At 50.4% G+C, this 23,218-nt stretch carries 30 protein-coding genes and 1 pseudogene; 9 read left to right on the top strand and 22 right to left on the bottom strand.

Annotation, left to right across the window (positions count from 1 at the left end):
- Position 1: 1 nt before the first annotated feature.
- The 7 genes from JCM16161_RS16745 to JCM16161_RS07365 all read right to left on the bottom strand — a co-directional run bounded on the left by JCM16161_RS16745 (position 2) and on the right by JCM16161_RS07365 (position 5,872).
- Entirely contained in the window at positions 2 to 256 is a 255-nt protein-coding gene (locus tag JCM16161_RS16745) for a hypothetical protein (RefSeq protein WP_243670371.1), read from the bottom strand.
- Positions 253 to 1,899, bottom strand: a complete 1,647-nt coding sequence (locus JCM16161_RS16740; protein WP_243670363.1) for a hypothetical protein — start codon at positions 1,897 to 1,899, stop codon at positions 253 to 255. The genes JCM16161_RS16745 and JCM16161_RS16740 overlap by 4 nt, the downstream gene beginning before the upstream one ends.
- A complete protein-coding gene (locus JCM16161_RS16735; protein ID WP_243670353.1) occupies positions 1,896 to 3,809 on the bottom strand; it encodes a hypothetical protein in 1,914 nt (637 codons plus the stop codon). Before JCM16161_RS16735 ends, JCM16161_RS16740 begins: the two co-directional genes overlap by 4 nt.
- A 550-nt stretch (positions 3,810 to 4,359) precedes the next feature.
- Positions 4,360 to 4,515 carry a hypothetical protein gene (locus tag JCM16161_RS16730; protein ID WP_243670350.1) on the bottom strand — a complete coding sequence of 52 codons (156 nt, stop codon included), beginning with the start codon at positions 4,513 to 4,515 and terminating at the stop codon, positions 4,360 to 4,362.
- Positions 4,516 to 4,651: 136 nt separating this feature from the next.
- The gene (locus tag JCM16161_RS07375) at positions 4,652 to 5,179 is read right to left on the bottom strand and encodes a hypothetical protein (RefSeq protein WP_054855461.1); all 528 of its coding nucleotides are present in this window, start codon (positions 5,177 to 5,179) and stop codon (positions 4,652 to 4,654) included.
- Positions 5,169 to 5,510, bottom strand: coding sequence for a hypothetical protein (locus JCM16161_RS07370; protein ID WP_054855460.1), 342 nt, complete (start codon positions 5,508 to 5,510; stop codon positions 5,169 to 5,171). The genes JCM16161_RS07375 and JCM16161_RS07370 overlap by 11 nt, the downstream gene beginning before the upstream one ends.
- A 65-nt stretch (positions 5,511 to 5,575) precedes the next feature.
- Positions 5,576 to 5,872, bottom strand: a complete 297-nt coding sequence (locus tag JCM16161_RS07365; RefSeq protein WP_243670348.1) for an AbrB/MazE/SpoVT family DNA-binding domain-containing protein — start codon at positions 5,870 to 5,872, stop codon at positions 5,576 to 5,578.
- A gap of 152 nt (positions 5,873 to 6,024) precedes the next feature.
- On the opposite strand from JCM16161_RS07365, the gene JCM16161_RS07360 reads away from it, so the two are divergent.
- The 3 genes and pseudogenes from JCM16161_RS07360 to JCM16161_RS07350 all read left to right on the top strand — a co-directional run bounded on the left by JCM16161_RS07360 (position 6,025) and on the right by JCM16161_RS07350 (position 8,003).
- Positions 6,025 to 6,519, top strand: a complete 495-nt coding sequence (locus JCM16161_RS07360) for a hypothetical protein (RefSeq protein ID WP_054855458.1) — start codon at positions 6,025 to 6,027, stop codon at positions 6,517 to 6,519.
- Positions 6,468 to 6,911 (top strand): annotated as a pseudogene (locus tag JCM16161_RS07355) (glycosyltransferase); the annotation flags it as partial. The gene JCM16161_RS07360 and the pseudogene JCM16161_RS07355, both read left to right, overlap by 52 nt.
- A 57-nt stretch (positions 6,912 to 6,968) precedes the next feature.
- Positions 6,969 to 8,003: a hypothetical protein gene (locus JCM16161_RS07350; RefSeq protein WP_054855456.1), complete on the top strand. Its 1,035-nt coding sequence runs from the start codon at positions 6,969 to 6,971 to the stop codon at positions 8,001 to 8,003.
- Positions 8,004 to 8,731: 728 nt separating this feature from the next.
- On the opposite strand, the gene JCM16161_RS07345 is transcribed toward JCM16161_RS07350, so the two are convergent.
- From JCM16161_RS07345 to JCM16161_RS07320, 9 genes are all read right to left on the bottom strand, one after another.
- A complete protein-coding gene (locus JCM16161_RS07345) occupies positions 8,732 to 9,100 on the bottom strand; it encodes a hypothetical protein (RefSeq protein ID WP_054855455.1) in 369 nt (122 codons plus the stop codon).
- On the bottom strand, positions 9,045 to 9,323 hold the full coding sequence (locus JCM16161_RS16725) for a hypothetical protein (RefSeq protein ID WP_243670339.1): 279 nt from the start codon (positions 9,321 to 9,323) through the stop codon (positions 9,045 to 9,047). Before JCM16161_RS16725 ends, JCM16161_RS07345 begins: the two co-directional genes overlap by 56 nt.
- Before the next feature lie 255 nt (positions 9,324 to 9,578).
- Positions 9,579 to 10,166, bottom strand: coding sequence for a thermopsin (locus tag JCM16161_RS07340; RefSeq protein WP_243670911.1), 588 nt, complete (start codon positions 10,164 to 10,166; stop codon positions 9,579 to 9,581).
- Entirely contained in the window at positions 10,094 to 10,441 is a 348-nt protein-coding gene (locus tag JCM16161_RS16720) for a hypothetical protein (protein ID WP_243670337.1), read from the bottom strand. Before JCM16161_RS16720 ends, JCM16161_RS07340 begins: the two co-directional genes overlap by 73 nt.
- Positions 10,442 to 10,894: 453 nt before the next feature.
- A complete protein-coding gene (locus JCM16161_RS07335) occupies positions 10,895 to 11,236 on the bottom strand; it encodes a hypothetical protein (RefSeq protein ID WP_243670329.1) in 342 nt (113 codons plus the stop codon).
- Between the two features lie 5 nt (positions 11,237 to 11,241).
- Positions 11,242 to 12,990: a hypothetical protein gene (locus JCM16161_RS07330; RefSeq protein WP_054855452.1), complete on the bottom strand. Its 1,749-nt coding sequence runs from the start codon at positions 12,988 to 12,990 to the stop codon at positions 11,242 to 11,244.
- Positions 12,990 to 13,211: a hypothetical protein gene (locus JCM16161_RS16715; RefSeq protein ID WP_243670328.1), complete on the bottom strand. Its 222-nt coding sequence runs from the start codon at positions 13,209 to 13,211 to the stop codon at positions 12,990 to 12,992. The genes JCM16161_RS07330 and JCM16161_RS16715 overlap by 1 nt, the downstream gene beginning before the upstream one ends.
- Entirely contained in the window at positions 13,195 to 13,866 is a 672-nt protein-coding gene (locus JCM16161_RS07325; RefSeq protein WP_054855451.1) for a hypothetical protein, read from the bottom strand. The genes JCM16161_RS16715 and JCM16161_RS07325 overlap by 17 nt, the downstream gene beginning before the upstream one ends.
- A gap of 192 nt (positions 13,867 to 14,058) precedes the next feature.
- Positions 14,059 to 14,358: a hypothetical protein gene (locus JCM16161_RS07320; RefSeq protein WP_243670327.1), complete on the bottom strand. Its 300-nt coding sequence runs from the start codon at positions 14,356 to 14,358 to the stop codon at positions 14,059 to 14,061.
- A 319-nt stretch (positions 14,359 to 14,677) separates the two neighbouring features.
- On the opposite strand from JCM16161_RS07320, the gene JCM16161_RS07315 reads away from it, so the two are divergent.
- From JCM16161_RS07315 to JCM16161_RS07295, 5 genes are all read left to right on the top strand, one after another.
- The gene (locus tag JCM16161_RS07315) at positions 14,678 to 15,304 is read left to right on the top strand and encodes a hypothetical protein (RefSeq protein WP_054855449.1); all 627 of its coding nucleotides are present in this window, start codon (positions 14,678 to 14,680) and stop codon (positions 15,302 to 15,304) included.
- A gap of 58 nt (positions 15,305 to 15,362) precedes the next feature.
- Positions 15,363 to 15,782 carry a hypothetical protein gene (locus JCM16161_RS07310; RefSeq protein ID WP_054855448.1) on the top strand — a complete coding sequence of 140 codons (420 nt, stop codon included), beginning with the start codon at positions 15,363 to 15,365 and terminating at the stop codon, positions 15,780 to 15,782.
- 37 nt (positions 15,783 to 15,819) lie between these two features.
- The gene (locus JCM16161_RS07305; RefSeq protein ID WP_054855447.1) at positions 15,820 to 16,491 is read left to right on the top strand and encodes a hypothetical protein; all 672 of its coding nucleotides are present in this window, start codon (positions 15,820 to 15,822) and stop codon (positions 16,489 to 16,491) included.
- 851 nt (positions 16,492 to 17,342) lie between these two features.
- Positions 17,343 to 17,609 (top strand): hypothetical protein, encoded by a 267-nt coding sequence (locus JCM16161_RS07300; RefSeq protein WP_054855446.1) that lies wholly within the window; start codon positions 17,343 to 17,345, stop codon positions 17,607 to 17,609.
- A gap of 317 nt (positions 17,610 to 17,926) precedes the next feature.
- Positions 17,927 to 18,316, top strand: coding sequence for a hypothetical protein (locus JCM16161_RS07295; protein ID WP_054855445.1), 390 nt, complete (start codon positions 17,927 to 17,929; stop codon positions 18,314 to 18,316).
- 236 nt (positions 18,317 to 18,552) lie between these two features.
- Here JCM16161_RS07295 and JCM16161_RS07290 read toward each other — a convergent pair whose 3' ends face one another.
- Positions 18,553 to 19,065 carry a type IV pilin gene (locus JCM16161_RS07290; protein WP_243670326.1) on the bottom strand — a complete coding sequence of 171 codons (513 nt, stop codon included), beginning with the start codon at positions 19,063 to 19,065 and terminating at the stop codon, positions 18,553 to 18,555.
- A gap of 213 nt (positions 19,066 to 19,278) precedes the next feature.
- On the opposite strand from JCM16161_RS07290, the gene JCM16161_RS07285 reads away from it, so the two are divergent.
- Entirely contained in the window at positions 19,279 to 19,623 is a 345-nt protein-coding gene (locus JCM16161_RS07285) for a hypothetical protein (protein WP_054855444.1), read from the top strand.
- Positions 19,624 to 19,625: 2 nt separating this feature from the next.
- Here the strand turns inward: JCM16161_RS07285 and JCM16161_RS07280 are convergent, their stop codons facing one another.
- From JCM16161_RS07280 to JCM16161_RS07270, 5 genes are all read right to left on the bottom strand, one after another.
- On the bottom strand, positions 19,626 to 20,519 hold the full coding sequence (locus JCM16161_RS07280; RefSeq protein WP_243670325.1) for a hypothetical protein: 894 nt from the start codon (positions 20,517 to 20,519) through the stop codon (positions 19,626 to 19,628).
- Between the two features lie 13 nt (positions 20,520 to 20,532).
- Positions 20,533 to 20,748, bottom strand: coding sequence for a hypothetical protein (locus JCM16161_RS16710; RefSeq protein ID WP_243670324.1), 216 nt, complete (start codon positions 20,746 to 20,748; stop codon positions 20,533 to 20,535).
- A 145-nt stretch (positions 20,749 to 20,893) separates the two neighbouring features.
- Positions 20,894 to 21,700: a hypothetical protein gene (locus JCM16161_RS07275; RefSeq protein ID WP_054855443.1), complete on the bottom strand. Its 807-nt coding sequence runs from the start codon at positions 21,698 to 21,700 to the stop codon at positions 20,894 to 20,896.
- Positions 21,701 to 22,054: 354 nt separating this feature from the next.
- Positions 22,055 to 22,396, bottom strand: coding sequence for a hypothetical protein (locus JCM16161_RS16705; protein ID WP_243670323.1), 342 nt, complete (start codon positions 22,394 to 22,396; stop codon positions 22,055 to 22,057).
- Positions 22,362 to 23,120, bottom strand: a complete 759-nt coding sequence (locus tag JCM16161_RS07270; RefSeq protein WP_243670322.1) for an ATP-binding protein — start codon at positions 23,118 to 23,120, stop codon at positions 22,362 to 22,364. The genes JCM16161_RS16705 and JCM16161_RS07270 overlap by 35 nt, the downstream gene beginning before the upstream one ends.
- Between the last annotated feature and the right edge of the window lie 98 nt (positions 23,121 to 23,218).

Raw genomic sequence — 23,218 nt, 5'->3', positions numbered from 1 at the left:
GTTAGGCTAGGTAGGTGTTGCCCACTGGGTATATGCCGCTCTTGCTGGTTATGTTGAAGGTAACTGGGTATACGCTGGTCTCGATTATTATCGTGCCGTTTGGCGGTATTGTGACTGCCTGCCCGGCTATGTAAACTGTCACTGGGCTTGTGGTGTACTCAACCTTGCCAGTTGGTGTCACTATGACGTTCTCGTTAGGTGGTGGCACCGGGACTATCTGGTTAAACACCTCCTGCCCTAGGTAGTAGACCTTCATCTGGAATGCCTGGCTGGCATGAATAGTCTCGTGAATATCGTGCCCTCGTGAGGCACTATCGACGGGAATGTGAATATTGCGAATGGCGATGATGTACTGTAGTTGGCCAGCATTGCCGCCAGCGTGTAGTAGCTGTAGTTACCAACATACCACTCAGCGAACTGCTGTAGGCTAATCATGCCACTCTGGTACGCTGCCTGGTCAGCGGCTATTAATGACTGGAATGTACTCTCCAGGGCCTCATACTCAGGCTGCATCCAGGTCTGCCCAACAACCCTGAAGTCAGTCAGGTTTAGCCAGTAGGTCCCGAAGTAGCCATTTAGCCACTGGCTGGCTAGGTAGTATGGGCTATACTGGTCATCGAGTACCAACGTCACGTTGTAGTAGAAGCTTGGGCAGTAGCTCGGCGTGGCGCATGGGTAGACTGGTTGGCTGCTTAGGACGTTGCCCTTCAGGTCAGTAACCACTATGTGTAGGTTCTCAACTGGCACGGTTATTGGGAATACCTGACCACATGTTGTCGTCACCGGCGCTGAGAACTGCTCATAGTATATTGTTAAGTCCTCATCGAATGGACCCCTGGTACCAAGCGTGTAGGCGTAGTAGCTACTCGGTATTCCCAAGGCGCTTGCATATGCCTGGTACGTCTGCCCGTACTGCTGCGACACAGAGGCGTATGGGTAGACACTGTCTGTGGCCGGGCTTATTGTCCTAACCTTGAGCATTACGTATGCCTTGCCCTGCGGTAGTATGTAGCTTGCATTAAGTGGAACGTTCATTATATAGACATAACCGCTGGAGTTGGTTATTGCCTCCCACATCTTCTGCCCAGTCACTGCACTATACATATTCACAACAAAGCCCCACAGTGGGTACTGCGGCGTTGTCTGGCTCAGCACCTGTATGTTAATGTCAATTAGCGGGAAGTAAACAACATTAATGATGCCGGGGGTCAGCATGTAGTTATACTTGGGCTGCCTCGTTGTGTAGCTGACGCTTGGCATTATGTAGCCGTAGTAATTCAGCGTGAAGTTGAATACTGGGGACATGGTCTCTATGTAAGGCACTCCAGAGACCGAGGATATCTGCATTGCTATTGGGGCCGTTATCTTCATGATGTACGCCATGGAGCTTAACTGGACCGGCGGTAATGAGACAGTTGCACCACTTGGTGTTAACTCACTTATGCTAACGGTGCCTGTGGTTATTGTCTCATTGCATAGGTTGAGGAATTGCACGTCATACACCGTGTAGGACACCGCTATGTAGGCAACCTCGGTATAAACGCTCAATGTTGTTATCTGTGCCGGCGCACCGCCCAGGAAGTTGCCTATGCCAACCTCACTGCTGTTGTCGTAGAATGACAGCAGCGTTGAATTGCTCTCGCTCACTGGGTATACGTCGAAGACCGGCTGGTACGTGAATGGCGATGTAACGCCGGTAACTGGGTTGTAGAAGTATGTCGTTGACGGTTCGTAACCGAGCTCGAATAGTCCATAGCCCACCGTCATGCCGTTGTAAGTCACCCAGAAGGCGTAGTAGTAGGTCTGCTCCTGCGTCACGCTCTCAGTCAAGCTCATGGAGGTTGCGTTGTACGTGCCACTCAGTGGTGGTGCTGGGAACCAGTTAACCTGTGGGGTCACGAGTACGCCCCAAACAACCGACTGGGTGAATGGTGGGAAGGTGGCGAAGGCCGCGGTAGTTGGGAAACCGTTGGGTACGTAACGTAGACATTCTGAGCATAATAGACACTACCCTGTGTTGCGTATGACGGCGGTGCCGTCTGTATTAACTGGCTAACACTCGGTGAGTAGGCGTAATACACGGTTACCTGGCTCGCGATGTTAGGACTTAGCTGCAACTGGCTTGTTGCCGGTACGCCTGGTGCGTACTGCGTCAGGTTTATGAACACGGGCAATAGGGATACGTAAATATTGTTTATGAACTGTATGAGCGGTGATGACTGCGATGCACCGGTTATCTGGGCTGTGAATACTGGCTGGCTCTCGAAGAATATCTGGACCTCGGGCGATACTGACAGGGCTGTGAAACTTGGCGTTGATGGTCCTGTACCCGTGAATTGACCAACCGGCACTAGGGCTGGCGATGTCTCGTAGTACGGCAGGTAGTTCTCGCTTATTACGGTAGCCACCGGGGTCGTCTGCAACAACCACTTTACATAGAGCTTACTGGCGACTATTGGGTTAGGCTCTGCCGTTATTGATGGCGGCACCGTCAGTGAGCTTTCGATTATTGGGTTGGCCTTTAAGTCGTAGACATCACCGATATAGAACTCAATGACTGGGACTCCAATGAGCCAGTCTGGGTCTGCCTGGGCTACGTTTGAGAGCGCCGTCAGACTCACAGTGTAACTTGGGGTTACCGGTGATGGCCATGTATATGCCTGGGCCAGATTAAATGACTCTGGCGTTGTCTGGTAATTAGAGGTTGCTGTTGTGTAGTTGAAGAGCATTAGGGTTTGGCCGCTTGGGAATACCTCATTAACCGTTAGGGTCACGGGCTCCGCAGTGACCATTGGGTAGTTATGATCTGCCGGGTTTAGGCCGCTGAATTCGTTGGTTACGTAGTAGATTGGGCCGAAGCCCGTGTACGTGACCGTATATATATACTGCGATGCCGAGGTAACCGTGCTGTTCGGGGTTGATTCAAACACCGCTACTCCAGTGCCTAGCGTCAGTATTGCCTGCAACTGCACGGTTGATGGTAGTGACACAGGCTCAACTGATGGATTAACCGATGCACCAGCAAATAAGAAGAAGAAGTATAGGTCTGGTAGTATTACGTATAAGTCGCTTGGCGTTGTTTCAGCACCCCATACGGGGGTGAATAGGTGGTATACATAGGCCGTTACCTGGGTCCCATTTGGCAATGCGTATGTAATGGTGGTTGTTACCTGCGGTATTAGGCTTGAGGCTATTGATGGTGAAACCGGTACGTAACTACTGGTGCTTATTGTTGTTAGGTTGCCCATTAAGTCTGCGAGGTCCATGAATGTTGATGTTACGTTGAATACCATCCAGTTGGCTCCTCCATAGTTGTTGAGTACAACCACAATGGTCCAATTGGCATATACCTGACTCGGTGTTATTCCATTGGTCAGTGTGGTACTGACGGTCCAGGTTATACCGCCTGTTGAGTTTGTTGTTGCGGTTGCGTTCATGATTATTGGTGAGTAGAGTATGAACTGGGTCCCGTTCCAGTAGTAGACGTCGGTTGCGTTGGCTATGTATATGCTGAATGATTTACTTGCCGTGAAGTACCACGGCACCATATAATTAATTAAATAGTTATAGGTACTAACTGCTATTGAATTGACTGGCGTGGCGCCGTAGGGCAGCCTGGCATCAGTTAGGTTCCAGTACAGGGTCCATGTATACGTCACTGGCGGTATGGGCACCGACGTTGGCCCATAGGACTGCGCAAGCAGTGGGTGTCCAAGCCCGAGTACTACGCCCATTACCATTAACGCGATTATTACCGTGAGTGGTTTTAGTTGTTTAATTAGTCCTGTTTTCATTCCTAGACCTGTCATCACATGACCCTAACGGTGGGGTTTTTAAGGGACACGCTTGGAATATTCGTTGTACATTCCCGTGGAATAATACGTCTCGATGAAACATATAAATAAAATACTTATAATTACCGAGAAAATATTTAATTTATATACCCATTCACGCACATGGTTATGACTAGTGAAATAGAAGCTCAGCGCCGGCGCCCCTGATTCATCGTAAACCTGCCATTAACCAACACCCACTACTGCCCCCACTCCCTATTAAGTGCTCGGGTTTATTAGTGCGTACCTAGTCCTTACTTCGTAATCAATGTTTATTAGGAACTCCCAGAGCGTCTAGGGCCTCGTCCTTATCGATGAGGCCCCTCCGGGCATTGATAATGATCCCTAGGCCCTATCAATTAATTCCTCAACATCGGCCATACGATGTATTATGAAGTGGTTGTTTAAATTACTTTCTATTCCTAAAGCATAAAAACACACAACAGCAACACCTGGCTATAAGGCAGGCCACCGCCTTAATTAATAATTCAATAATGCGTTATTACCATTGTAACACCAAGCTGGCTTAGGTAGGCGGATTACCCGGGTTAGTAATAATGTACTGAAGCAACGACTGGGCCATGGCGTTCAACTGGAAGGTATCAACCTCAGAACCAGCCGAGTAAGAGTAATTGGGCACTAGGAATACGAAGATAATAATTGCGGCAATAATCACCGGCACTATCAGGCAACCTCAATGGCGCTGGATTGGCCGTGGGTGCCTGGCCTTGGGTTGGGCATTAATGATAAATTGAATGTGTATTTAAAAACCAAGCCACCGTGACCATTTAAAGAAAATCATTGAGCACCAGGCCTACTTACTGGGTTAGGCCGAAGGCCTGTACCAACTCGTGCATTACGTCCCTCGGCCCACCACCCTCACCTCCTCCATACTCAATACCGAATAGGTGCCTCAGGGCATGCCTTAGCAATTCATCAACGCCAACCACGTTGATAAGCCCACCGACTATACTAAGCCAGGCCCTGTAGGTCTCGCGCCTAGGTAATGGGCAATTGATGAGCCTGGCGCCACCCAGACCGCGCCCGTATAGCTTCATTAACCCATTAACGGACTTGGGTATCAGGACTACAATGCTTGGTGTTTTGCAACCTGGGGTTACGAGTGTTGTGTCGAAGTAATTCTCAATCCCCGAGTCCTCTATTACCCAGCTAACCACGTTGTTGTCGAGTCTTGGCTGTAGGGCTACCCAGGCAATGTCCGCGACCACGCCCTGGAACATTAACTCGAAGCCCCTGAAGGAGCCTAGGGCGACGCACCAGTAACCGAGGAACTTAACCCCATCGGCGTTACCTGGGCATTTCCTCGGGCTGCCGTTAATGCTCATTACCCTCATGAATAATCACTGACCCTCCCCCAACCTCGCTGGTCCTCAGTGGTCTCACATCGATAATCTCCACACCATCCAGCGGCATTATCCCGAACCTATCCCTAACCTCCCTCGGTATTGTGAATTGCCTGCTAGCCGCCCTCCTGGCCCTCAATAGATGCACACCCCTCAACTCGATTAACCTCCCGTTATGCCTAATGACTATGTCGGCGTAACGGGCCCACTCAATACCAAGGGCCCTGACCAGCATTGCTGGCAGTAGGACTTGGCCGTTTATGTATATCCTCGTCCAGTAGGGAAGCTCGTTAACCTCCTTGCCCCTGGGCATTTGTTACTAGGTTCAATTCCGGGTTAAAAGGATTTCTTGAGGAGTTGACAATTATGGTCGAAAGATCAGCCCGTGAGCTTCAGCGGGGCGCTTGGCCTAATGCTTATTATCTCCACGGTGTCGAAAGCCTGAATCCCAAACCTCTCCCTGATATCCCTTGGTATTGTGAACTGCCTCGAAGCGCCGCCCTTCACAGACCTGAGAAGCTTGACACCTCTTAACTCAATGACCTCACCACCATACTTGATAACCACGTCCACGTAATCCACGTCCTTAATCCCCAGGCACTTAACGACGCGTGCCGGGACCAGCACCTGGTTATTCACGTAGACCTTGGAAGCCACTGGTAGGCAATTACCCATTAACCTCATTATCTCCCTTACCCCCTTTTAAATCCTTTCAAAATAACCTGCCATGGGTCGCGTTGACCTTACCGACACAATGCATAAGTATTAAGGTTATAATTAGATTTTAGGAAAAAGTTAAATTAACATTCGCAAATCATAAAATTAAGATGAAACCCATCAACATATTCATTGTCTTTTCACCCCTCATCATAGCGCTCATTATTACCTACCTTATTAATGTTAGAGGTTGGGGCATTGTCCTGGGTTACTTTATAGTGCTCATGATGGTCATCTCCTTCCTGTCTATGGGTCTATTTATTGCTTATTGGCTTAGGGGTAGGGATTATGATGAAGCCGTGCTCAGTAGGGCCTGGAGCACTGGTGGTACGGGTAATTACAGGGTTGCCGTGGTAATACCCATATTCAATGAACCTCCTAGGCTCGTTGCCGAGACCGCCACAATATCCAAGGCGGCGGTTGGTGATTTAGGCGACGTTTATGTACTTGATGATTCAACGAGAGAAGATATAAGGAGGGAACTTGTCACTATGCGGAGTGGCTTGGCTTCAAGGTCTTCAGGAGAGGCAGTAGGAGGGGGTTTAAGGCCGGCGCCATTAATGACTGGCTCAGGGCCTTTGGTGAGGATCATGACTACGCGATGATCATGGATGCTGACCAGAGACTTCTGCCTGATGTCTTTAAGCATGTTATGCGATCCTTCGATGACCCGAGGGTCGCCTTTGTGCAGATTCCGCAGTACTACTCGGGGCTCGACACGACGATCGCCCTCTCCGCCTGGATTCAGCAAATACCCTTCCTGAGAGTCATAATGAGGGGTAGGCACATGAGGAACTCGGCGTTTAGCCTGGGCAGTGGCACTATTTACAGGGTTAGGCATTTATTATCGATTGGCGGCCTTTACGAGGGTAGCGTGACTGAGGACGTGTATACCTCAGTCATGCTTCATGAAAGGGGTTCCAGGAGCGTCTACGTTGATTTACCATTTGTGTGGGGTGGCGAGCCACCCAAGGACTTACCGAGTTATATAACGTAGCAGAGTAGGTGGTCCCTCGGAACCTTTCAATTAATTAAGAAACTACTTAATGCCAGGTTGAATATCTCACAACTCTTAGATTACATCAATGGCGTTTATTACTGGTTCTTCGTGAGCATCCTAACCATAGCGGGCATCCTGGCGCCAAGCATATTCCTAATGTTCAGGGTATTCTTCCTAAGCATAAACCCAATACTTTACCTGATTGTGTACTTCCCCGTGTTCCTTGCCTCGTTAATGTCTTATCTAGCAATAATGGGTAGGTATGGTTATGGACTTAGGGAGTTCATGCATCATCAGGGCATTCAATTCGTTGTTTCCCTACCGGTCACCATAGCATTCATTTGGTGGGTCCTGAGGAGGAGGAAGAGTTTTAGGGTCACACCGAAGGGCACTGGCGCTGTTCACCTCACTACTTACCACACATACTACCTGGCTATCATCGCCCTCTTAACGGCGGCTATAGTCATTGGGGCTTTTAATGCGATCCACACAGGCGGTGATTTATTCTATGCCTACGTGATTAATTTATTCCGGGCCGGCTGGTGGTTGGTTATGGCATTGCTTGGTTTTTACATTAGCCTTGCCCTTCCTGTGCCGGAGAATGCCGTTAGGAGGGTTTCCCAGTCCTACGAGGGCCTCGAGCATCATGTACTGCAGCTGCTCATTTGCGGCATACAGCTGGAGAGGGTCATTGCTAAGCATTACTTCAGGCTTGCCGAGGTGCATGGGAAGTACTCAGAGGTGCTTAGGAGGATTGCCGAGGACTCGGCGAGGCATGCCGAGATTTATGCAAGGCTCCTCAGGTCGCTTAAGCGCTTGAGGGGGTTATCCGTGGAGGGTGTTGATTGCGGTTGGACTAGGCCTACCGTTGATAAGGTGGTTAGTAGCCAGAGACTGGGTGTTGAGGACTTGGGTAGGCTCGTATTCATCGCTGAGGAGGTTATGATGAAGGTTTATGCGGAGCTTGTGATTGAGACCTGCAGTAAGTTGGGGCTAGACGTCGAGGAAGTTAAGGGTATAATGAAGGATGAGGAGGCACATGAGAGGTTACTGGAGAGCATACTCGGGGGCTCCACGGCAGCCCACTGAGTATTGGGTGCCAATACGTTTAGCCGTGATTGACTAGCCCTGGTAATTAATGTAGACGACGCCCCAATTAGCATGGAGAGCCCCGGTGCTATCTGCGACCTCGAATACGTACGTGCCGGCATCGGCGGCATGAAGACACTGCCTAGGTCGTATATTAATAACGCGGCTGCGCCTGTGCTTAGGTCGACCACGTAGGCAATTACGGCGTTTCTCAATGGGTCGTAGGTGACCGATAGGCATACGTAGTCGCCGGGGCCCGGGGTGAAGTGGCCGTTACCCACGCCGCCCACTACGTAGACGCTTAAGTCATTGGCGGCATTACCTGGGTTTCTTACGACCCAGACGTTGAATTGGCCCCCGCTTGGCGTCACCTCACCGGGTTTCTGCCACCCTGGGTCCCACTGAATCACCAGGTATGGTGATTAGCTTTGGGGTAGTAACACGTCGCCCTGGGTGGATAGGTAGGTGCCAACGCCGTGAGGGTTTGACGATAGGTATAGTACCGACCAATTATACTGCGGCTCAATGCCCAGTTGTTGTAAATGTAGTAGATGGTGTCGCTGGCGATTGCGAGGAACGGATTCGGCATTGAGCAGTAGTAGGTTGAGTTGATGTATTAGGGGTAATACTATTAAATGGGGTCATGCCGGCAACCACATTATGCGGTGCCGCCTTGAGTGCCTTTGGGTTGCCCTTGCGCTGGCCGCGTTGGCTGCCCAAGTCCTAATTCACCTACTAACCCCTGCACCGCAGGCCCGCCTGGTGTTCACGGCCGTCACCACCCACCCAACATTCCTATAACTGAACCTCCTCGCCCCAGTCCTCGCCATTGCCCAGGCGCCTCTCATTAGGGCGACGGCCAGTGCAAGGGCGATGAGGAACATGAGCAGGAGCAGGTTTGTGTAGTTTGGTGTGTAGGCTATGAATAGCCTGACCGGTTTGTTAACCACTATGGTCAGCGACGTGGCATTTGGGTGCATTATCACGAGGCCCAGGTACTTCGCCACGGGATCGGCCCTCACCACTATGGTCGACCCGGCCCTAACGTAGGCGCTGTACTCCCTGGTCAGCGTCCCATTGACTGACCGGGTACTCACTAGTTATATTCACTAGGTAGTATGGGGTCCAGGTAATTCCCATACTTATCGGTGAGGATACGATAATCGACTCATTACCCACCGATGGGGCAAACATGGTTCCGTTGGTTAGATAAACATTACTGGTTGTTAGGTTGAGAAGGGAGCCAGCCCAGACCCAGCTGGTGTAGTTTGCGGTTGTTGCCCCATTCACAGTGATCGGCAACGGGCTCGTTATACTCATCAGATACTGCCCCTGGTACTGGGCCTCCACTTCATACGCCGTGAACCAGGTGCTGGGCTTATCGTGGGTTGGGTCGTCGTGTAGGCGCCATTCACATAATAACCAACAAGCACATACCTAGCCCCTGGCCCCACGTATATTGTCTAGGGCTGGGTCACAGTGATTGGCTGGGTTACGTAGGTGGTGTTGAGACCGTTCGTGACCGGGTTGTAAACGGCTATGTATGTCATGGGCAGGGCCGGGGCTGGGGACTTATTAGGCCTGGATCTGGCTACCCGTGCTGACCGTGGCCACGCTCCCCTGCATCAGCACCCTCAGGTCCGTGGCCGACCCCACGGGGTTTAGGGAGTAGTCGTAGATGCTTGGTGGCGAGGCCCACCCCGACCCATCCCAGTAGGCCAGGGCCAACTCGGCACTTAGGCTTTTGAATGTCGTTATCTCGCCATTCCCATAACCCCCAAAAACCAGTTCCAGGCTCATGGGTCTCCCGGAGCCCGTTAACCTACCGTTATACGCCTCAATGAAGGCACTGACCACTGGGGAGTCTGGGGCTATGGTTACGTTGTCGAACCAAACCACCTGGGGCGGCCTATAGGCGCCGCTCTGTATTATGGTGTAGCCGAGGCCTATGACTGCCGAGCCTCCCGACACGGCCACGTCAATGATCAAGTAACCACTCAGCGGCAGTTTGTAGGTGCTGAAGGGGGTTGAGTATTCGTAGGCCTCGTCAACGCCGTAGGCCGTGACTTCCCCATTACCCACAACCCCAGTTAGTGTGCTGGGCGTGGCGGTCTCGTTCCAGACCACGTCGGCCACCGAGTAGTACCCACCCTGGGTCTCCAGCCTGAGTATGTCCTGGACCAGGTAGTACTGTGTTGAGCCGTCGCGAGCTGCAGGACGACCACGGCACTTAACTGCAGGCCAGCCCCGTCAGGCGGCACCCCGTACTGACTGGCGTTCTGGCTATAGGCGTTTATTGAGGATATACTGAAGTACCCAAGGGCCTCATCAGTGCTTATTGGGTTGTTGGGCAGGCTTACGAGCCCCATGGCCAGGCCCTGGCTAGGCCCAGTGATTGATAGGCAGGTATTGTAATTGCTTGGTTCCGGGTATATCACGACGACGTACTCCCCCGGGCCTAGGTAAACCGCAGTCGGGGCCCATTAGTTAGCTCCCCCGCGTAGATAGCCCCGCGGTCCCCCAGAGGCCCAGGCGCTGTATTGGCTCGGCGTGAACACATACAGGTTGTAGGGCTGCTGCGGGTTACACCCGGCGGGTAGCACCACCAGGTAGCTTGGCGCCTGGATGGCCATGCTCTCGCTTAGCCAGGGGCCCTGAGGCGGTAGCACGAGCACCTGGGCATTAACTAAGGCCGTGAGGCTAGGGTTATTAATCCGATAATCACCGCGTAAACCTTCAGTGGGGTTCCCATCAGGTCTTTGGAAGGATGGTCTTACTTAATCCATATATGCAAAATAAATTGTTAATGCGCATGTATTACTGGAGGAAAAGAAGGGAGAAGGGGAAAGGATTAATTTTGAGTTTTTAGATGTTTTAAGCCTTAGGTTTCATCACGATATTGCGGTGTATGAGTAGTACACAGTGACTGGCGAGACTGATGATGCCGACGTCACGTATACGTCAACCCTCCAGCCAGACACAGTCACTGTGTAGCCCGCGCTGCTCGTCACCTGCAGCTTAACCACGTGCGTCGTATCGCCGGGTATTGGGTATACGTAGATGTACACAGTGCTGTAGCCGGTGTAGTACAGGGTCACCGTTATCTGGCCGACAGTTGAGCTCTGGTATATGGTGTACGTGCCCGGCGCCGTGAATGTATAGCTTCCGTAGCCGGTCATCACGCTTGGCACCACCGACTTAACGCTCTGCACTGTGGTGTTAATGCTCTGCACAGCACTCAGTATGTTGCTTCCGTAGTACGTAACGGTATTATTAACACTAACCAGCCACTGCCAATGGCGCCCAACTGGCCCTCTATCGTGCTGTACTGACTCGATAGTGTTGTCTGCAGGCCCTGTATCATACTCTGTATGTTACTTATACCACTCAGCAACTGCTGAGCATAGTAAGTCACTGTGCTATTGACACTCAGCACATTGCTGTTTATCGTGCTCAGCGTACTCTGCATTGATGATAAGTCGCTAATCACAGTTGAGAAGTCCGCCGTCAATATGCCCTGTATCGTCGTTAATGTATTGCTTATTGATGATAGCATGCCCTGTATGCTCGTGAGCGTGCTCTGCATTGATGATAGTGTCGAGCTAATGCTACTCAACGTACTGCTGATTGATGTTAGTGTGGAGTTCATGCTGAGCACCGTGCTGTATACCGTACTAACCTCACTGGCCACCCCCTCCACCTTACTCATTAGTTGCTGTAGCGTTGCATTAACACTGCTGCAGCACTGCAGTAGCTTTGTTAGGTCGTCAAGCACAGCAATGTAGAAGTTGACTATCTTGACGGTGGCGGTCGCATTACCGACAGCGTTTGGCGGGGTGCCGGCGATGTAGCTTGTGTAGTTCTCCTCAGCCACAATGTAGAGCACGCCGCTGGTTAGGTAGCTCGGTACTGTGTATGTGGCGCTGAACTGACCGTTGGAGCCAACAATTACCGACGTCACGTTCGTGCCATTAACAATTATAGTTACTGGCGACCCTGGGTAGAAGTTATAGCCCGTTATTAGTATTTGCTGACCACCAACAACTTGGGTTGGCGTCACGGTTATGTAGGAGGGCTGCACGGTGAAGCTCGTGGTTGCGTACAACGTGTCGTTAGGCGCCGTTATGGTTGATGGCACAATTTCCTCAGGTGTCGTTGATGGGACGCCAGTAGGACTTATCAACGATGAGTGGACTGTTGAGTTGACGTACACCGTGTACGGGCCGGGCGTGGTCACGGGTACAATTACCGGCAGTATCACAGTACCGTTCGCGTATAACGTAACACTTTGACTACAGGAAACTCCAAATGCATTAGCTACTGATGACCTATTCACGTACTCACTGTACTCTCCGTATGTGTAGGTTGCCCCGTTTATGGTTACGGCAATGCTGTAGAGCGTGGCGTTTGCGAAGTTTATGCCCTTAATCACGAAGCAGCTACCCTCACCGCCTGCCGTTGGTGTTACCGAGACTATCTGCGGCTGTAGTATTGTTACGCTGGCATTTACAACGCTGTGTATATTATTTACTTCTGCGTATACTGTGTACGTGCCTGGCGGTAGTAGTGGTAGGTCCACGTTGACGCTGAAACTACCCTGTGAGCTTGTCGTGGTTACACTTGGATACTCAACATTGTTTATGTATAGGTTCACGGGTTTAGTTGGTGGGAAGCATGCGCCGCTAACGGTTACTGTGCCACCGACTATGCCTGAGACACTGCTCTGCCCATTGACCTGTACGTACGGTGGCGTGACATTTATGGTGACTGGTGTTGGGTAGCCCATGTATGTAACGTTTGTGGTTAGTGTGTAAGTGCCTGGTGTTTGTGGTGCTGTTATTGTTATCGTGAATGTACCGGAGGAGTTCGTGGTTGTTGTCTGTAATGTTGTGCCATTTAGTAGTAATGCTATGGACGTGTTTGCTGGGAATCCGTAACCAGTAACGGTAATGCTGTACTGTGGGCATGTGGTTGTTGTGCTGACCACTAGCTTGGTACTACGGTTAGGTTCGCTTTTGCGTAGCCACCCTCATAAGCCTCGCCGACGAACGGGCACTTTGAGCCTATGGGTACTGCGTTTATTGACGCCATCGCCACCACTGGGTAGGTTCCGTTTGGCATCTGCGGCACTGTAAAGTTCGTTACGAATGTGCCGCTGGAGCTCGTGTATGCTGTGTTAACTACAATGTTGTTAAAGCACAGCACCACATACTGGTTTGCTGGGAATCCTGAACCACTTACGTATATATTCGTGCCCATTGTGGCTTTTTTTCTCTGATAAGGTTATACTAGCATTAGTAACGTAGAATAGGGACACGTAGGTGACGCCGCTGGTTTGGCCAACGGCTACCACTGTGTTCGGCTTCTGGGAGCCGACGGTCGCGGTTAACGGCACCGTGAACGAACCACTTACGTAGCCTGAACTATTCGCCGTTACCGTGGCGACGACAGTACCGTCGAAGTACACCTTAACCGTTTCACCCGGCTGGAAGCCAAAGCCCGTGAAGTAAACGGTGCTTCCCGGCGGGCCAAAGCCTGGGCTTAACGAGAAGGTTTCATTGAATAAATACCCTTCATAGTAAGCAACCTCGCCATTACTTATCGCTGTTATGTTGTAACTGCCGGCTGATAAGTTATATGGGACTTGAATGATTGCGTAGACTCCGCCGGTTGCGTTGGCTGATACGGATGTTATGTAGGTGTTATTAAAGTATATTTCCACGGTTGCATATGGTGAGAAATAGCCGTTTTGTACTGTAATAGTTATTGTCTGGCCAGACGTACCTTTTACCGGCGTGAAGTTTAGCACGGGCATGTACGTTACACTGGATTGTTGTGCCAACGCCACTATCGCTATTATCATCAGCGCTAGTGTTATTACTAGTGGTATTATTACTTTTCTACTCCCGGTTATGGTTTTGGATTCATCAGGACGCTTTGGGGTTGGGGGTTTTTAAAGAACACCCTTGGAACATTCGTTGAATTTTCCACTGCGCCCTATCGATTCGTTGGAACTTATAAATAAAATATTTATAATTTCATGGTAAGTATATATTTATGCCCTCGAGAGCCTCAGTAGTTCGTAGGCCCCGACCCCGTAGATTACCCAGCCCGAGCCCAGGGCTGCTGCCGAGGCTCTCAACCCAATTGTGAAGATGATTAGCGTTGTTGCTAGTCCGAGGGCTATTGCCGTGGCTGTCGCGGCGATTAAGGCCTTACTGACCCCCTTATTTAATGCGTAGATTGTGTATAGGCTTAGTGCGATTGTGATTGCTGTGGGGATTGCGATGAGTGGTATTTGGTATATGCTGGTTGTTAGTAGGGATATGAGTAGGTATAGTGTACTCGCGCCCATTATGGCCATTAACGCTCCCTAACAGCCGGTCTCCCACTAACCCTACAACCGCTGCAGTTTAGGACTCCATTATTGAGCTCGCACCTCTCGCAGGTTATCTCCTCAACCATCGAATAGGGGGCAACACCCAGAATTTAAAGGTAACCCACTTCGGTGTTGTGGATTATTAATTAAATTAAAATTATTTTTTTAAGGTATTAGTTTAATTTTACCGGCGCCCTAACGCCCTATGCATTCGTTGACCATATTCACAATGTTTACCGAGTCCTCTTTAAAAATGAGGGTAATGCTTTAAAGGGAGCCTTAATTGCTTTACTCGATGATGGGGAAATTAACCTACGTGGTTCTGTTCCTAGTAATAACCCTGGCAGTCACGGCATCAGTGGCCCATGCGCAGCAGTCAATGCCCCAGTACTTCACATGCACTGAGGTCGTGCCTGGTGTTCCTGGTTCTAACTTGAGTCACGTGATTGTGTGGCTAAGGCTAAATAACGTAACCACACCCAACGGCTTACTATACCTCCTAGACCAAATGTACTACAATCTATCCAGTCCGTATTACCACGAATTCATTACTCCTCAGGAGTTTGCTGAGTGGTATTCACCGCCGGGTTACGTCTTTAGTTACATAACGAGCCTGGCGGAGCAGAACGGCCTTATAGTCAACTACACCTTCCCAATGCTCATTGAGGCCACGGGCAATGCATCGGCAGTGGACAACTTCCTAACAGCCCTACAATCAGCACCAAGCAACATAACCCAGTGGATACTGGCTGGGGAGTGCATACCGCTGGGTTACTTCGCGGTGCATAGTAAGGCGCCTCAGTACCAGCCAATGATTGTTAAGGAGCCACTACCAAGCGGCCTAAGCCAGGCCAGTTGTTGGGTAGTGCCGTTAGGGTTAATGGAAGGCCGGCCTATGCCAGGCTCAACATGGCCCAGTTAATTGCTCAGTACCTAATGGCTAAGCCGAGTCTCATGGGCATGGCCTACGCCTAAATGCATTGAGGAGTGCCCAGGAGGAGTGGGGCTACGCAGTTATCTGGTTCCCAATCGGCCTTGAGTGGATGTATGATGAATTGCCACTATTCTACAGCGGTTACACGGGCCAGGGCTTGACGATAGCCATTGTTGATGCCTTTGGTGATGTTAACTTCACGCTGGCCAGTCAGTATGTTTACCAGAACGTTGCTTGCAATGACCTGGCGACCTTCGACAGCATATTCTACCTACCACCGCCAGCCTCATGCACAATCATCTACCCAACCGGTGTGCCGATGCTCACGCCTTATAACCTGCCCTATGCCGAGGGTTGGTCATGGGAGACTGCGTTGGACATTGAGTATGCCCACACAATGGCCCCTGGGGCAAGATACTCCTTGTTGTTGCCCCGGACTCTGGTGATGACTTATTCGTTGATGTAGAGTACGTGTTAATAACTCCCTAGCCAACTTCATTAGCATGAGTTGGGGTTCCTGGGAGGACATGTTCTATTACCCGCCGCCAAGTTACAACCTACTCTACGGCTATGACGAAATATTCATGCAAGCAGCCGCAGAGGGCATCGGGGCATTTGCAGCGTCGGGTGATTGGGGTGCCTATGACGTACAGTGGTTCGCATTCAACATGCCCATGGAACCAAGCGTCCTATACCCAGCCAGCGACCCATGGGTGACTGGTGTCGGTGGTACTGAGTTGTTCGCCCAATTCATTGGCGGTTATGCACAGCGCATGGAGACTGCCTGGAACTGGAACCCATTCATAGTCTGGGGTAGTGGTGGTGGCTACTCCTTCACATTCACGGAGACCCCTGGTCAGAAGTTAATTAGTATTCCGTACCAGGTGCAGTACGTGTATGAGCCGGACCTGGGCATTTGGTTCAACACCGTGGGAATGAGGGGTGTGCCGGACATTGCCGCTGACGCTGACCCATACACCGGCGTGTTTATTGTGCTTAATGGCGTTATACCTCCATACTTCATAGGCGGCACAAGCCTGGCAACGCCATTGACCGCCGGCATGACCACGACCATACAGAGCTACCTATACGGCACCGGCACTGACTACACAATAGGTGACTTGGCACCGAGTATGTACCTTGTATACCACTACATGCCCAGTGAGCCTACGTGAGCAATATCACGATAACGACCATGAGCTTCTTCAGCGGCATATCGGGGGCCATGTTCCAACACTGGGCGGAGACAACGGCCTGTACTGGTCAGTGCCATATCAGTGGAGCCCCGTGACCGGGCTAGGCCAGCTGAATGTTTATGGCGCTGCCCAGGCACTATCAGCCTTGGCATCACTCAGCAAATAAGTGAGGCTTTGGCGCGGCCTCACCAATTAAAAACGCACTTCTCCTTCTTTCCTTCTTCCTCCCTAATCAATCAAATAAGTCTAATGCTAAATTCCTCCCTAACCTCCCTGGGAATCATGAACTGCCTATTAAGGCCCCTACCACGGGTTGCTTAAGTAACTTAACATTATTTTAATATTTTAATTATTTCAATAGGCTTTCATTAAACTTAACAATCGCGTCTACGTAATCAACGTCTTTAACACCTAACAACACTGGCAGGAATAAGCTTGGTTATTAATACACACCCTCACGGCAATCGGTAGGTAATTAATCATTGATAGTAACGGGTCAAAGCATTAATTTAAGAACGCTGCCACCAATGCATAACAGGGCGCCTGAATGAGTAGCTAGGCATAAAAATGAGGCATTAATTAAAAGTTCCGACTTTTGTAATTAGCATTGTTCTACGCACTAACCTGGTTAACCATGCCGTTACTACTTCTGCCTCTAACGTACCCATTAATGTACATCAACCCAAGACTCTGTGGAAATATCCCCAGGGACGCCTGCAGGGTTGTACGGCTCGTGACCCCCAACACCAGGCTAATTTAAGGCTGCCTATTTATACCCATCACCTATTTTACTTGGTTATCTTATTAACCCTGGCCTGTGGTTATTATTGATGGGTCTCTTGGACTACGCCTTTGTGGCGGTAACGACGGCGCTGGCAATGATTGGCGCTTACATGACAATACTCGGCTTCATCGCCAGGAACCCACACGCCTTAGTCGCGGCCTCAATGCTCATGGTGTCCTCGGCATCCGTGGTCTCAATAGCGCTGATGATGAGGCAATTCAACGGGGACCGCAGAGACGTTGATCAGCTATGTCTCGACCATCAGACCTGCAGTAGTATGAATACTCATCACCAACCTAGGAAGTACATCTAACGACTGAGGCGGGGAATAATTAATTGATTAGGGTCATGATCCTCATTAAGAATTAATTATTTATTACCCGGGTCAGCCGGAGACTGTGGATTAACAAGGTGTGTATTGAGGACCTATGGGTGGCGACGCATGAGGCTGATCACCTACATACCAGGCGGCGCTGGGAGTCCTGGTGGCGTGCTTAGGGTCAATGTCGAGGTCGTGAGGCCGAGCGAGTCCGTAGTATTCATGAGTGATGCCCACGCTGCGGTGATAAGCCGTTAGGCGCCGATGAGGTTCACTGCGTTAGCTACGGCGGCGCCGAGGCGCTGCTGAGGATGCTCGGTATTGCCGAGGCCGGCGACGTGATTGTTAATGGGGCGATCCTCGAGGACTCATTCATGAGGTACTACGAAACTGCCAGGAGACTTGGGAGTAGGTTGGTTGGGGTTGCGGATGTTGGTGGGAGGCCTGGGCCTAGGGACCTGGAGATTGATGGTGTGCCACATGTAAGGGTAGTCCACAGTGGCTCAATAGCCTTCGGCCCCACCTTAGCCATAGTCGTAAATCACAGGCCAGTCAATGAGTACATAAACGACCTACTGGGCGTTGTCGAGAGGGTCCCAGGGGCTGTTAGGCAGTGCGTTGATGAGGGTGTCGTACTGGGGATATACGCATTGATGGTTGGGCAGTCAATGACGCCCTGGTTCCCGGGCGCCGCAGGTTAGGGAGCAACGGGAACAACTGCAATAGGCACTTAAGAGAATACGCAAACTACGCGCTCTACAAATCGTTGATTAAGAATGGGATCCACATAACCGGGGTCAATAACCACGCATTAATGATTAGGCACCTACTCAGGGCATTAACACATTGGTGATCAACGCCAAAATTAATCACTACAGATGGAAGAGAAAATAAAGAGGGATAATTTTTAATGCGATTTATTTAAGGCGCTAGTTCATTATGAGCTTGCTGTTACTGTGAATGGGTATGTCTGGCCGCTTGCTGTTATTAGCTCGCCACTGTACTGAACACCTGTTTGGAAGTTAATTGGTGAGTTACATGTGGTTGAGTTGCTTGGTATAGTTATGCCGTTGCCTTGTGCCGTCACAGTTAAGGAAGTTACATTGGTCGAACTGCTTGCTGAGAATATAATTTCTCCCTGGGCGCCTGCGCTTATTTGTATTATTGGACTATTACTTGGTGACTGGCAGGTTGATGACCCTATTACCAACGCTACTATGGATATTGAGCTACTCGACGGATTACTTACCGTAAGAGTCAAGGTGGGTTTACCACTAGAAACACCAGTTAACTGCGCCATTACAACAGTCAACGTCGATGTCTTACTCGCTGAGCCTGCTAGGCCGAAGACCCACACAGCCACCGCCACAGCCAGCGCTATAGCCACGGCTATGAGTATTATCGTAGCCACCACGTTTGATATGCCCCTCCTATTCATTCTACTCTGCATACATACAATCAACTCCCCAATAATTTATAAGTGCTCGTAATCGTGTCGTTAGTCACTTTCAACCCTGAAAAAAACTCTTTATACATCCGTAGCAACGCCCCATTGAGCACCCACTAGGGCAGTCTTCCCGGGCCTGGCGCGGGTTCAGTTGGTGAATGAGGCTGTGTATCCTGCACGATTAGTTTATAGGCCCGTTAATTAAGCGATTAACCAATGCCCAGGGATTGGGAGACCAGATATAGGGAGTACTTAAGGAGTATGGTCCCCAGTGATTATCTGGGATTTATTGATGAGTTCATGAGCTTCATAAGTGAGTTGGTGGCTGGGTGGAACCGCGAGGAGGGTGAGGTCAGGGTTAGGCATGCGCACACGCTGAGGATGCTGTTAAGCGACTTCGGTAGTGATGCTGGAGATAGGGCGAAGTTGAATGCCTTCTATGCATTCCTCGTTTTCAGGGGCTACACAACGGCGTATAGGGTCCTGAGGGATAGGCTTGTGGCTGGGGGTGAGTCAATATACACATGGCTCAGGCTCTATAGGGAGTTAATGAGCCATTGACCTTAACCATCATACAAGACATTAGCTGGTGGGCCGCCGGCGTCGAGCCACATTGGGTAATTAACCACTGAGTAATTGGTTATGTTCCACACGAACCACTCATTGGGTAGGCCATCCACGTAGGTTATGGTCATTATTAGGTAGTAGTTCCTCGGTGCCTCCCGGCCGAAGTTAACCACAATGCTGTAATTGAGGTTCTGCTGTAGTGTTGAGTACATGGCGCCCATTGTGAATGAGCATCCCCGGTACTCACCAGCTCCAACGCAGGTTGGGCTCAACCACCTGGCGCTTCCCTGGTCCAGGAAACTCAGTGTGAAGTACTGGGGCATTGCCGAGAATCTGGTCCCCTCCTTAAACGTTACCTCGATCTTTATCGCGGTCGTGTTTATGAGAATTATCGACAATTCAGGCCAATACCCCTGGTACAGGAGTGTGGTTACCGGGCCTGGTGGTGGTGCTGGGCATGTGGTGTTACTCGGCGGTTCATTGACAAACCACTTCCAGGGGAATGAGTAGAGGGCTTCGCAGCCGTACTGGCCAATGCCGTAGTCATGAATCACGTAGGCGTTACTCCCCATTAGTGGGCCGACGATGTAGCTCGGGTCATTATCCCTGGATATGTGCAGTAGGTAGAACTCGTCATTGATCATTACGACCACGCCACTAAACAACTGCTCACTGCCCTGCCCGGTGACCACCACGGCCTCGACCCAGTGATTTAGGTAGTTACTAATTATGTTCATGCCGCCACTCACTAACCTGGCATCACTAACCGACTGCTGGGTTGGGTCTAGTAGCACGGGCCCGACATTGGTCAGTAGTAGTTCGGGCTCTGTGCCGTTGTTTACGTACTCATACGTTGTCATGTTCATAGCCTTAAAACCACCTGGCGTCACCGCGCTATTACCGTCACTGGGCCTTGGTGCTTAGTAGCGTGTCTCCCTGGATTATTAATCCACTGTATGTGGCTGCTGCCCTGCCGACGGTATTCACGTGGTTGACCGCTAGGTTTTCTAGGGTTATTACCGCCGACATGACCTCTATGGCTATGCCGATGCCCATGAGTAGGGCGATTAAGACCAGTATTCCGGCGAGTATTGTCGATAGTGAACCCCTACTCCTCATCGATAGAGTACTACCAACTTAATTAATAAGGCACTACCGTGACCTGCCCTTTAGATTGGGGAAATGGGGGTAGGCAGGGATGTATAGTAAGTCGGTAATTAAGGCTTAAAGGCTTGCGTGTCTAATCTAGGCTGGGCGTGGGTAGTTAGGCCTCCTCAAATTCGTCCTCACCAATGTGCCTGAGCACCTTGACCCCGCTCTTCCTGGCGTACTTGATGGCCTTATCGGTATCCTCAGCCTCATTCACATAGACTATTATTGGAATCACCTCAACGCCAGGCCTCGATTCCCTGATCTTTGGGAGCTTCGAGTTCACGAACTCCAGGACATCGTCCAACCTCAGGGTCGCCTTGATCTCAACGACCACGGCTCTCCCATTAACCTCGGCGTAACCGTCAACCTCGACTACGCCCCTAACAACAAACCTCCTCAACCTACCTATATTAAGGCCCAGGTTATTCCTGACCCAAACTGGTAGGTAATGCCTAGCATTCATCTCGAGTATAGACCCAACGGACTTTGATAAACCACCGTAGAGATCCCTAAGGCCCCTAAGCTCCATCCTCATATCCCTAATCTCACCCCAAATCTTGACGACCTCCTCCCACAACTTACTCTGACCCTCCCTCAAGACCTTAACCTCCTGCCACAATTTCTCAATATTCTCATTGATTCTCCTATTCTCCTCCCATAATTTACTCACGTCATTCCTCATGGCCTCCTGACCCTCACGCAACGCCCTAACCTCCTGCCATAACCTATCTAGGTTCTCTAAAATGCCCTTGAACGCGTCCAGCATCCTATCCTGGTTCTCTAACACGCCTCTATCAACCTCAATTAACTTATTGACTGCGTTCATGAGCTCCTTAAGCATTGAATGGATATCCAGTATTCCCAACTTAGCGGCTACCATGAGCCTGAACTCCTCATCCTCCTCAAGTAACTTGAGCAATTATTGCTTAAGGTCCTGAACCACCAGTATTATAACCAATCACGGCCTTTAATACCTTTTGCTAAGCCATACGACGCGCAGCCCTAGTAAGGTTAAGGACCTCTTCGCCCGATTCACGAGGCAATTTAGGCAATAATATTGGAACATTAATAAGGGCACTGGCGATCCTCCTAATTCCCTGGTTCACGTCTCTTCCTCTCAGACTTTATTGAGGGTTTTGAGCTTTTGGCACGCCTACGTACACTTTAAGGAGGTTCAACGAAGTGTTCACGGTGCCAACGATACCCTCATCAGTAATAAGGCCACCATAGGTAAATGAGGGGGCGGTGTGAAAAACGTAAAGTATCGTATTAACTACCTCATCTTTAACACGGCGTACCTAATTATTGGGTCTGGAATACTGTATAAATCGCCGTCCTTGGTCAGGAACCCCATTTTGACCAGGTTGTTTAAGTCCCGGGAGAGGGTGGCGTTTGTTGGCCTTGTTCCGAGTCTAGCCATTACGTATCTCATCACGTCACCCCACCTGGCCCTGCCAAGCACTGCGACGGCCTCCATCACGTACCGGTAATACCGACTCCTTGAGAACAACTCCTCCAACTCAGCCCTAACGAGGTTGGCCCCAACCTCCTTAACCTCATTGATCGCATCCTCACCCCTCTCAGTAGAGCCTGCCGAAGTAGACGAGCCAACCAACAATGCCGCCTAACTCATCAACAGCCCTCTCGATGACCCTATCATCGACTGTAATGCCCAACTCCCTGAACCCCCTCCTCAGGAATTCCATGGAACGCCCCCTATCGAATGGCCTTAGCTCCACAACGTAGTAATACCTACCGTAGAACTCGGATGATGGATCATTAAGGCCCAGAAAGTCATTGAGTAGGCCGACCTCACTACCAGTGAGTACCAGGGTTATGTTCCTCAGGTGATCATAGGCGTACGCCAGCAATGGCCTAAGGCCTATGGTTGAGTACCTGAGGTATTGAGCCTCGTCAAGTACCAGGACCACGCGCCTACCGGCATTATTAATGGTCTCAAGAATCCTCGCAATGCCATCCCTAATCCTCGAGGCACTTAACTTAAGCCTGGCAGGCCCGAGGGATACATCAACCTCACTAATGATATCCCTAATCCTCCACCAAAGGCTGAGTCTACGTAATGATGACTTTAGCTCCTCGTATATCCTCTCCGCCGGTACCTTCCTCGAGACGTCGTCATAGAGCTTCCTAACATCAATAAATACATAGTCAATACCAAGGGAATTAAGGACAGAAAGCACAAGGCTGGACTTACCAACCCTCCTAATCCCAAGCACAAGGACCAACCGCTCATTAAGGCCACTCCTAAACCTCTCCACCTCAACCTCCCTGTCAAAGAGCTCATCCAGCGACGTCTTTGGCTCAGTGCTGAAGAGCAAGTATCACCCCCAATACTAAGTAACACCCCCAATACTTAAGCTTTCCAAAACCGTATTAACGAGCAAATGACTCCAGGTTAATTGTGGGAACGTATACG

The organism is Vulcanisaeta sp. JCM 16161 (genome assembly GCF_001316285.1).
This window is presented reverse-complemented; position numbering and strand designations above follow the sequence as displayed.

Coding starts and splice junctions, on each gene's coding strand:
- JCM16161_RS16745 (WP_243670371.1), bottom strand. CDS start 256: ATGAAGGTCTACTACCTAGGGCAGGAGGTGTTTAACCAGATAGTCCCG.
- JCM16161_RS16735 (WP_243670353.1), bottom strand. CDS start 3,809: ATGACAGGTCTAGGAATGAAAACAGGACTAATTAAACAACTAAAACCA.
- JCM16161_RS07375 (WP_054855461.1), bottom strand. CDS start 5,179: ATGAGCATTAACGGCAGCCCGAGGAAATGCCCAGGTAACGCCGATGGG.
- JCM16161_RS07370 (WP_054855460.1), bottom strand. CDS start 5,510: ATGCCCAGGGGCAAGGAGGTTAACGAGCTTCCCTACTGGACGAGGATA.
- JCM16161_RS07365 (WP_243670348.1), bottom strand. CDS start 5,872: ATGGGTAATTGCCTACCAGTGGCTTCCAAGGTCTACGTGAATAACCAG.
- JCM16161_RS07360 (WP_054855458.1), top strand. CDS start 6,025: ATGAAACCCATCAACATATTCATTGTCTTTTCACCCCTCATCATAGCG.
- JCM16161_RS16725 (WP_243670339.1), bottom strand. CDS start 9,323: ATGAGTATAACGAGCCCGTTGCCGATCACTGTGAATGGGGCAACAACC.
- JCM16161_RS07325 (WP_054855451.1), bottom strand. CDS start 13,866: ATGATAATAGCGATAGTGGCGTTGGCACAACAATCCAGTGTAACGTAC.
- JCM16161_RS07320 (WP_243670327.1), bottom strand. CDS start 14,358: ATGGGCGCGAGTACACTATACCTACTCATATCCCTACTAACAACCAGC.
- JCM16161_RS07315 (WP_054855449.1), top strand. CDS start 14,678: ATGATGGGGAAATTAACCTACGTGGTTCTGTTCCTAGTAATAACCCTG.
- JCM16161_RS07305 (WP_054855447.1), top strand. CDS start 15,820: ATGAGTTGGGGTTCCTGGGAGGACATGTTCTATTACCCGCCGCCAAGT.
- JCM16161_RS07300 (WP_054855446.1), top strand. CDS start 17,343: ATGGGTCTCTTGGACTACGCCTTTGTGGCGGTAACGACGGCGCTGGCA.
- JCM16161_RS07295 (WP_054855445.1), top strand. CDS start 17,927: ATGCTCGGTATTGCCGAGGCCGGCGACGTGATTGTTAATGGGGCGATC.
- JCM16161_RS07290 (WP_243670326.1), bottom strand. CDS start 19,065: ATGCAGAGTAGAATGAATAGGAGGGGCATATCAAACGTGGTGGCTACG.
- JCM16161_RS07285 (WP_054855444.1), top strand. CDS start 19,279: ATGCCCAGGGATTGGGAGACCAGATATAGGGAGTACTTAAGGAGTATG.
- JCM16161_RS16710 (WP_243670324.1), bottom strand. CDS start 20,748: ATGAGGAGTAGGGGTTCACTATCGACAATACTCGCCGGAATACTGGTC.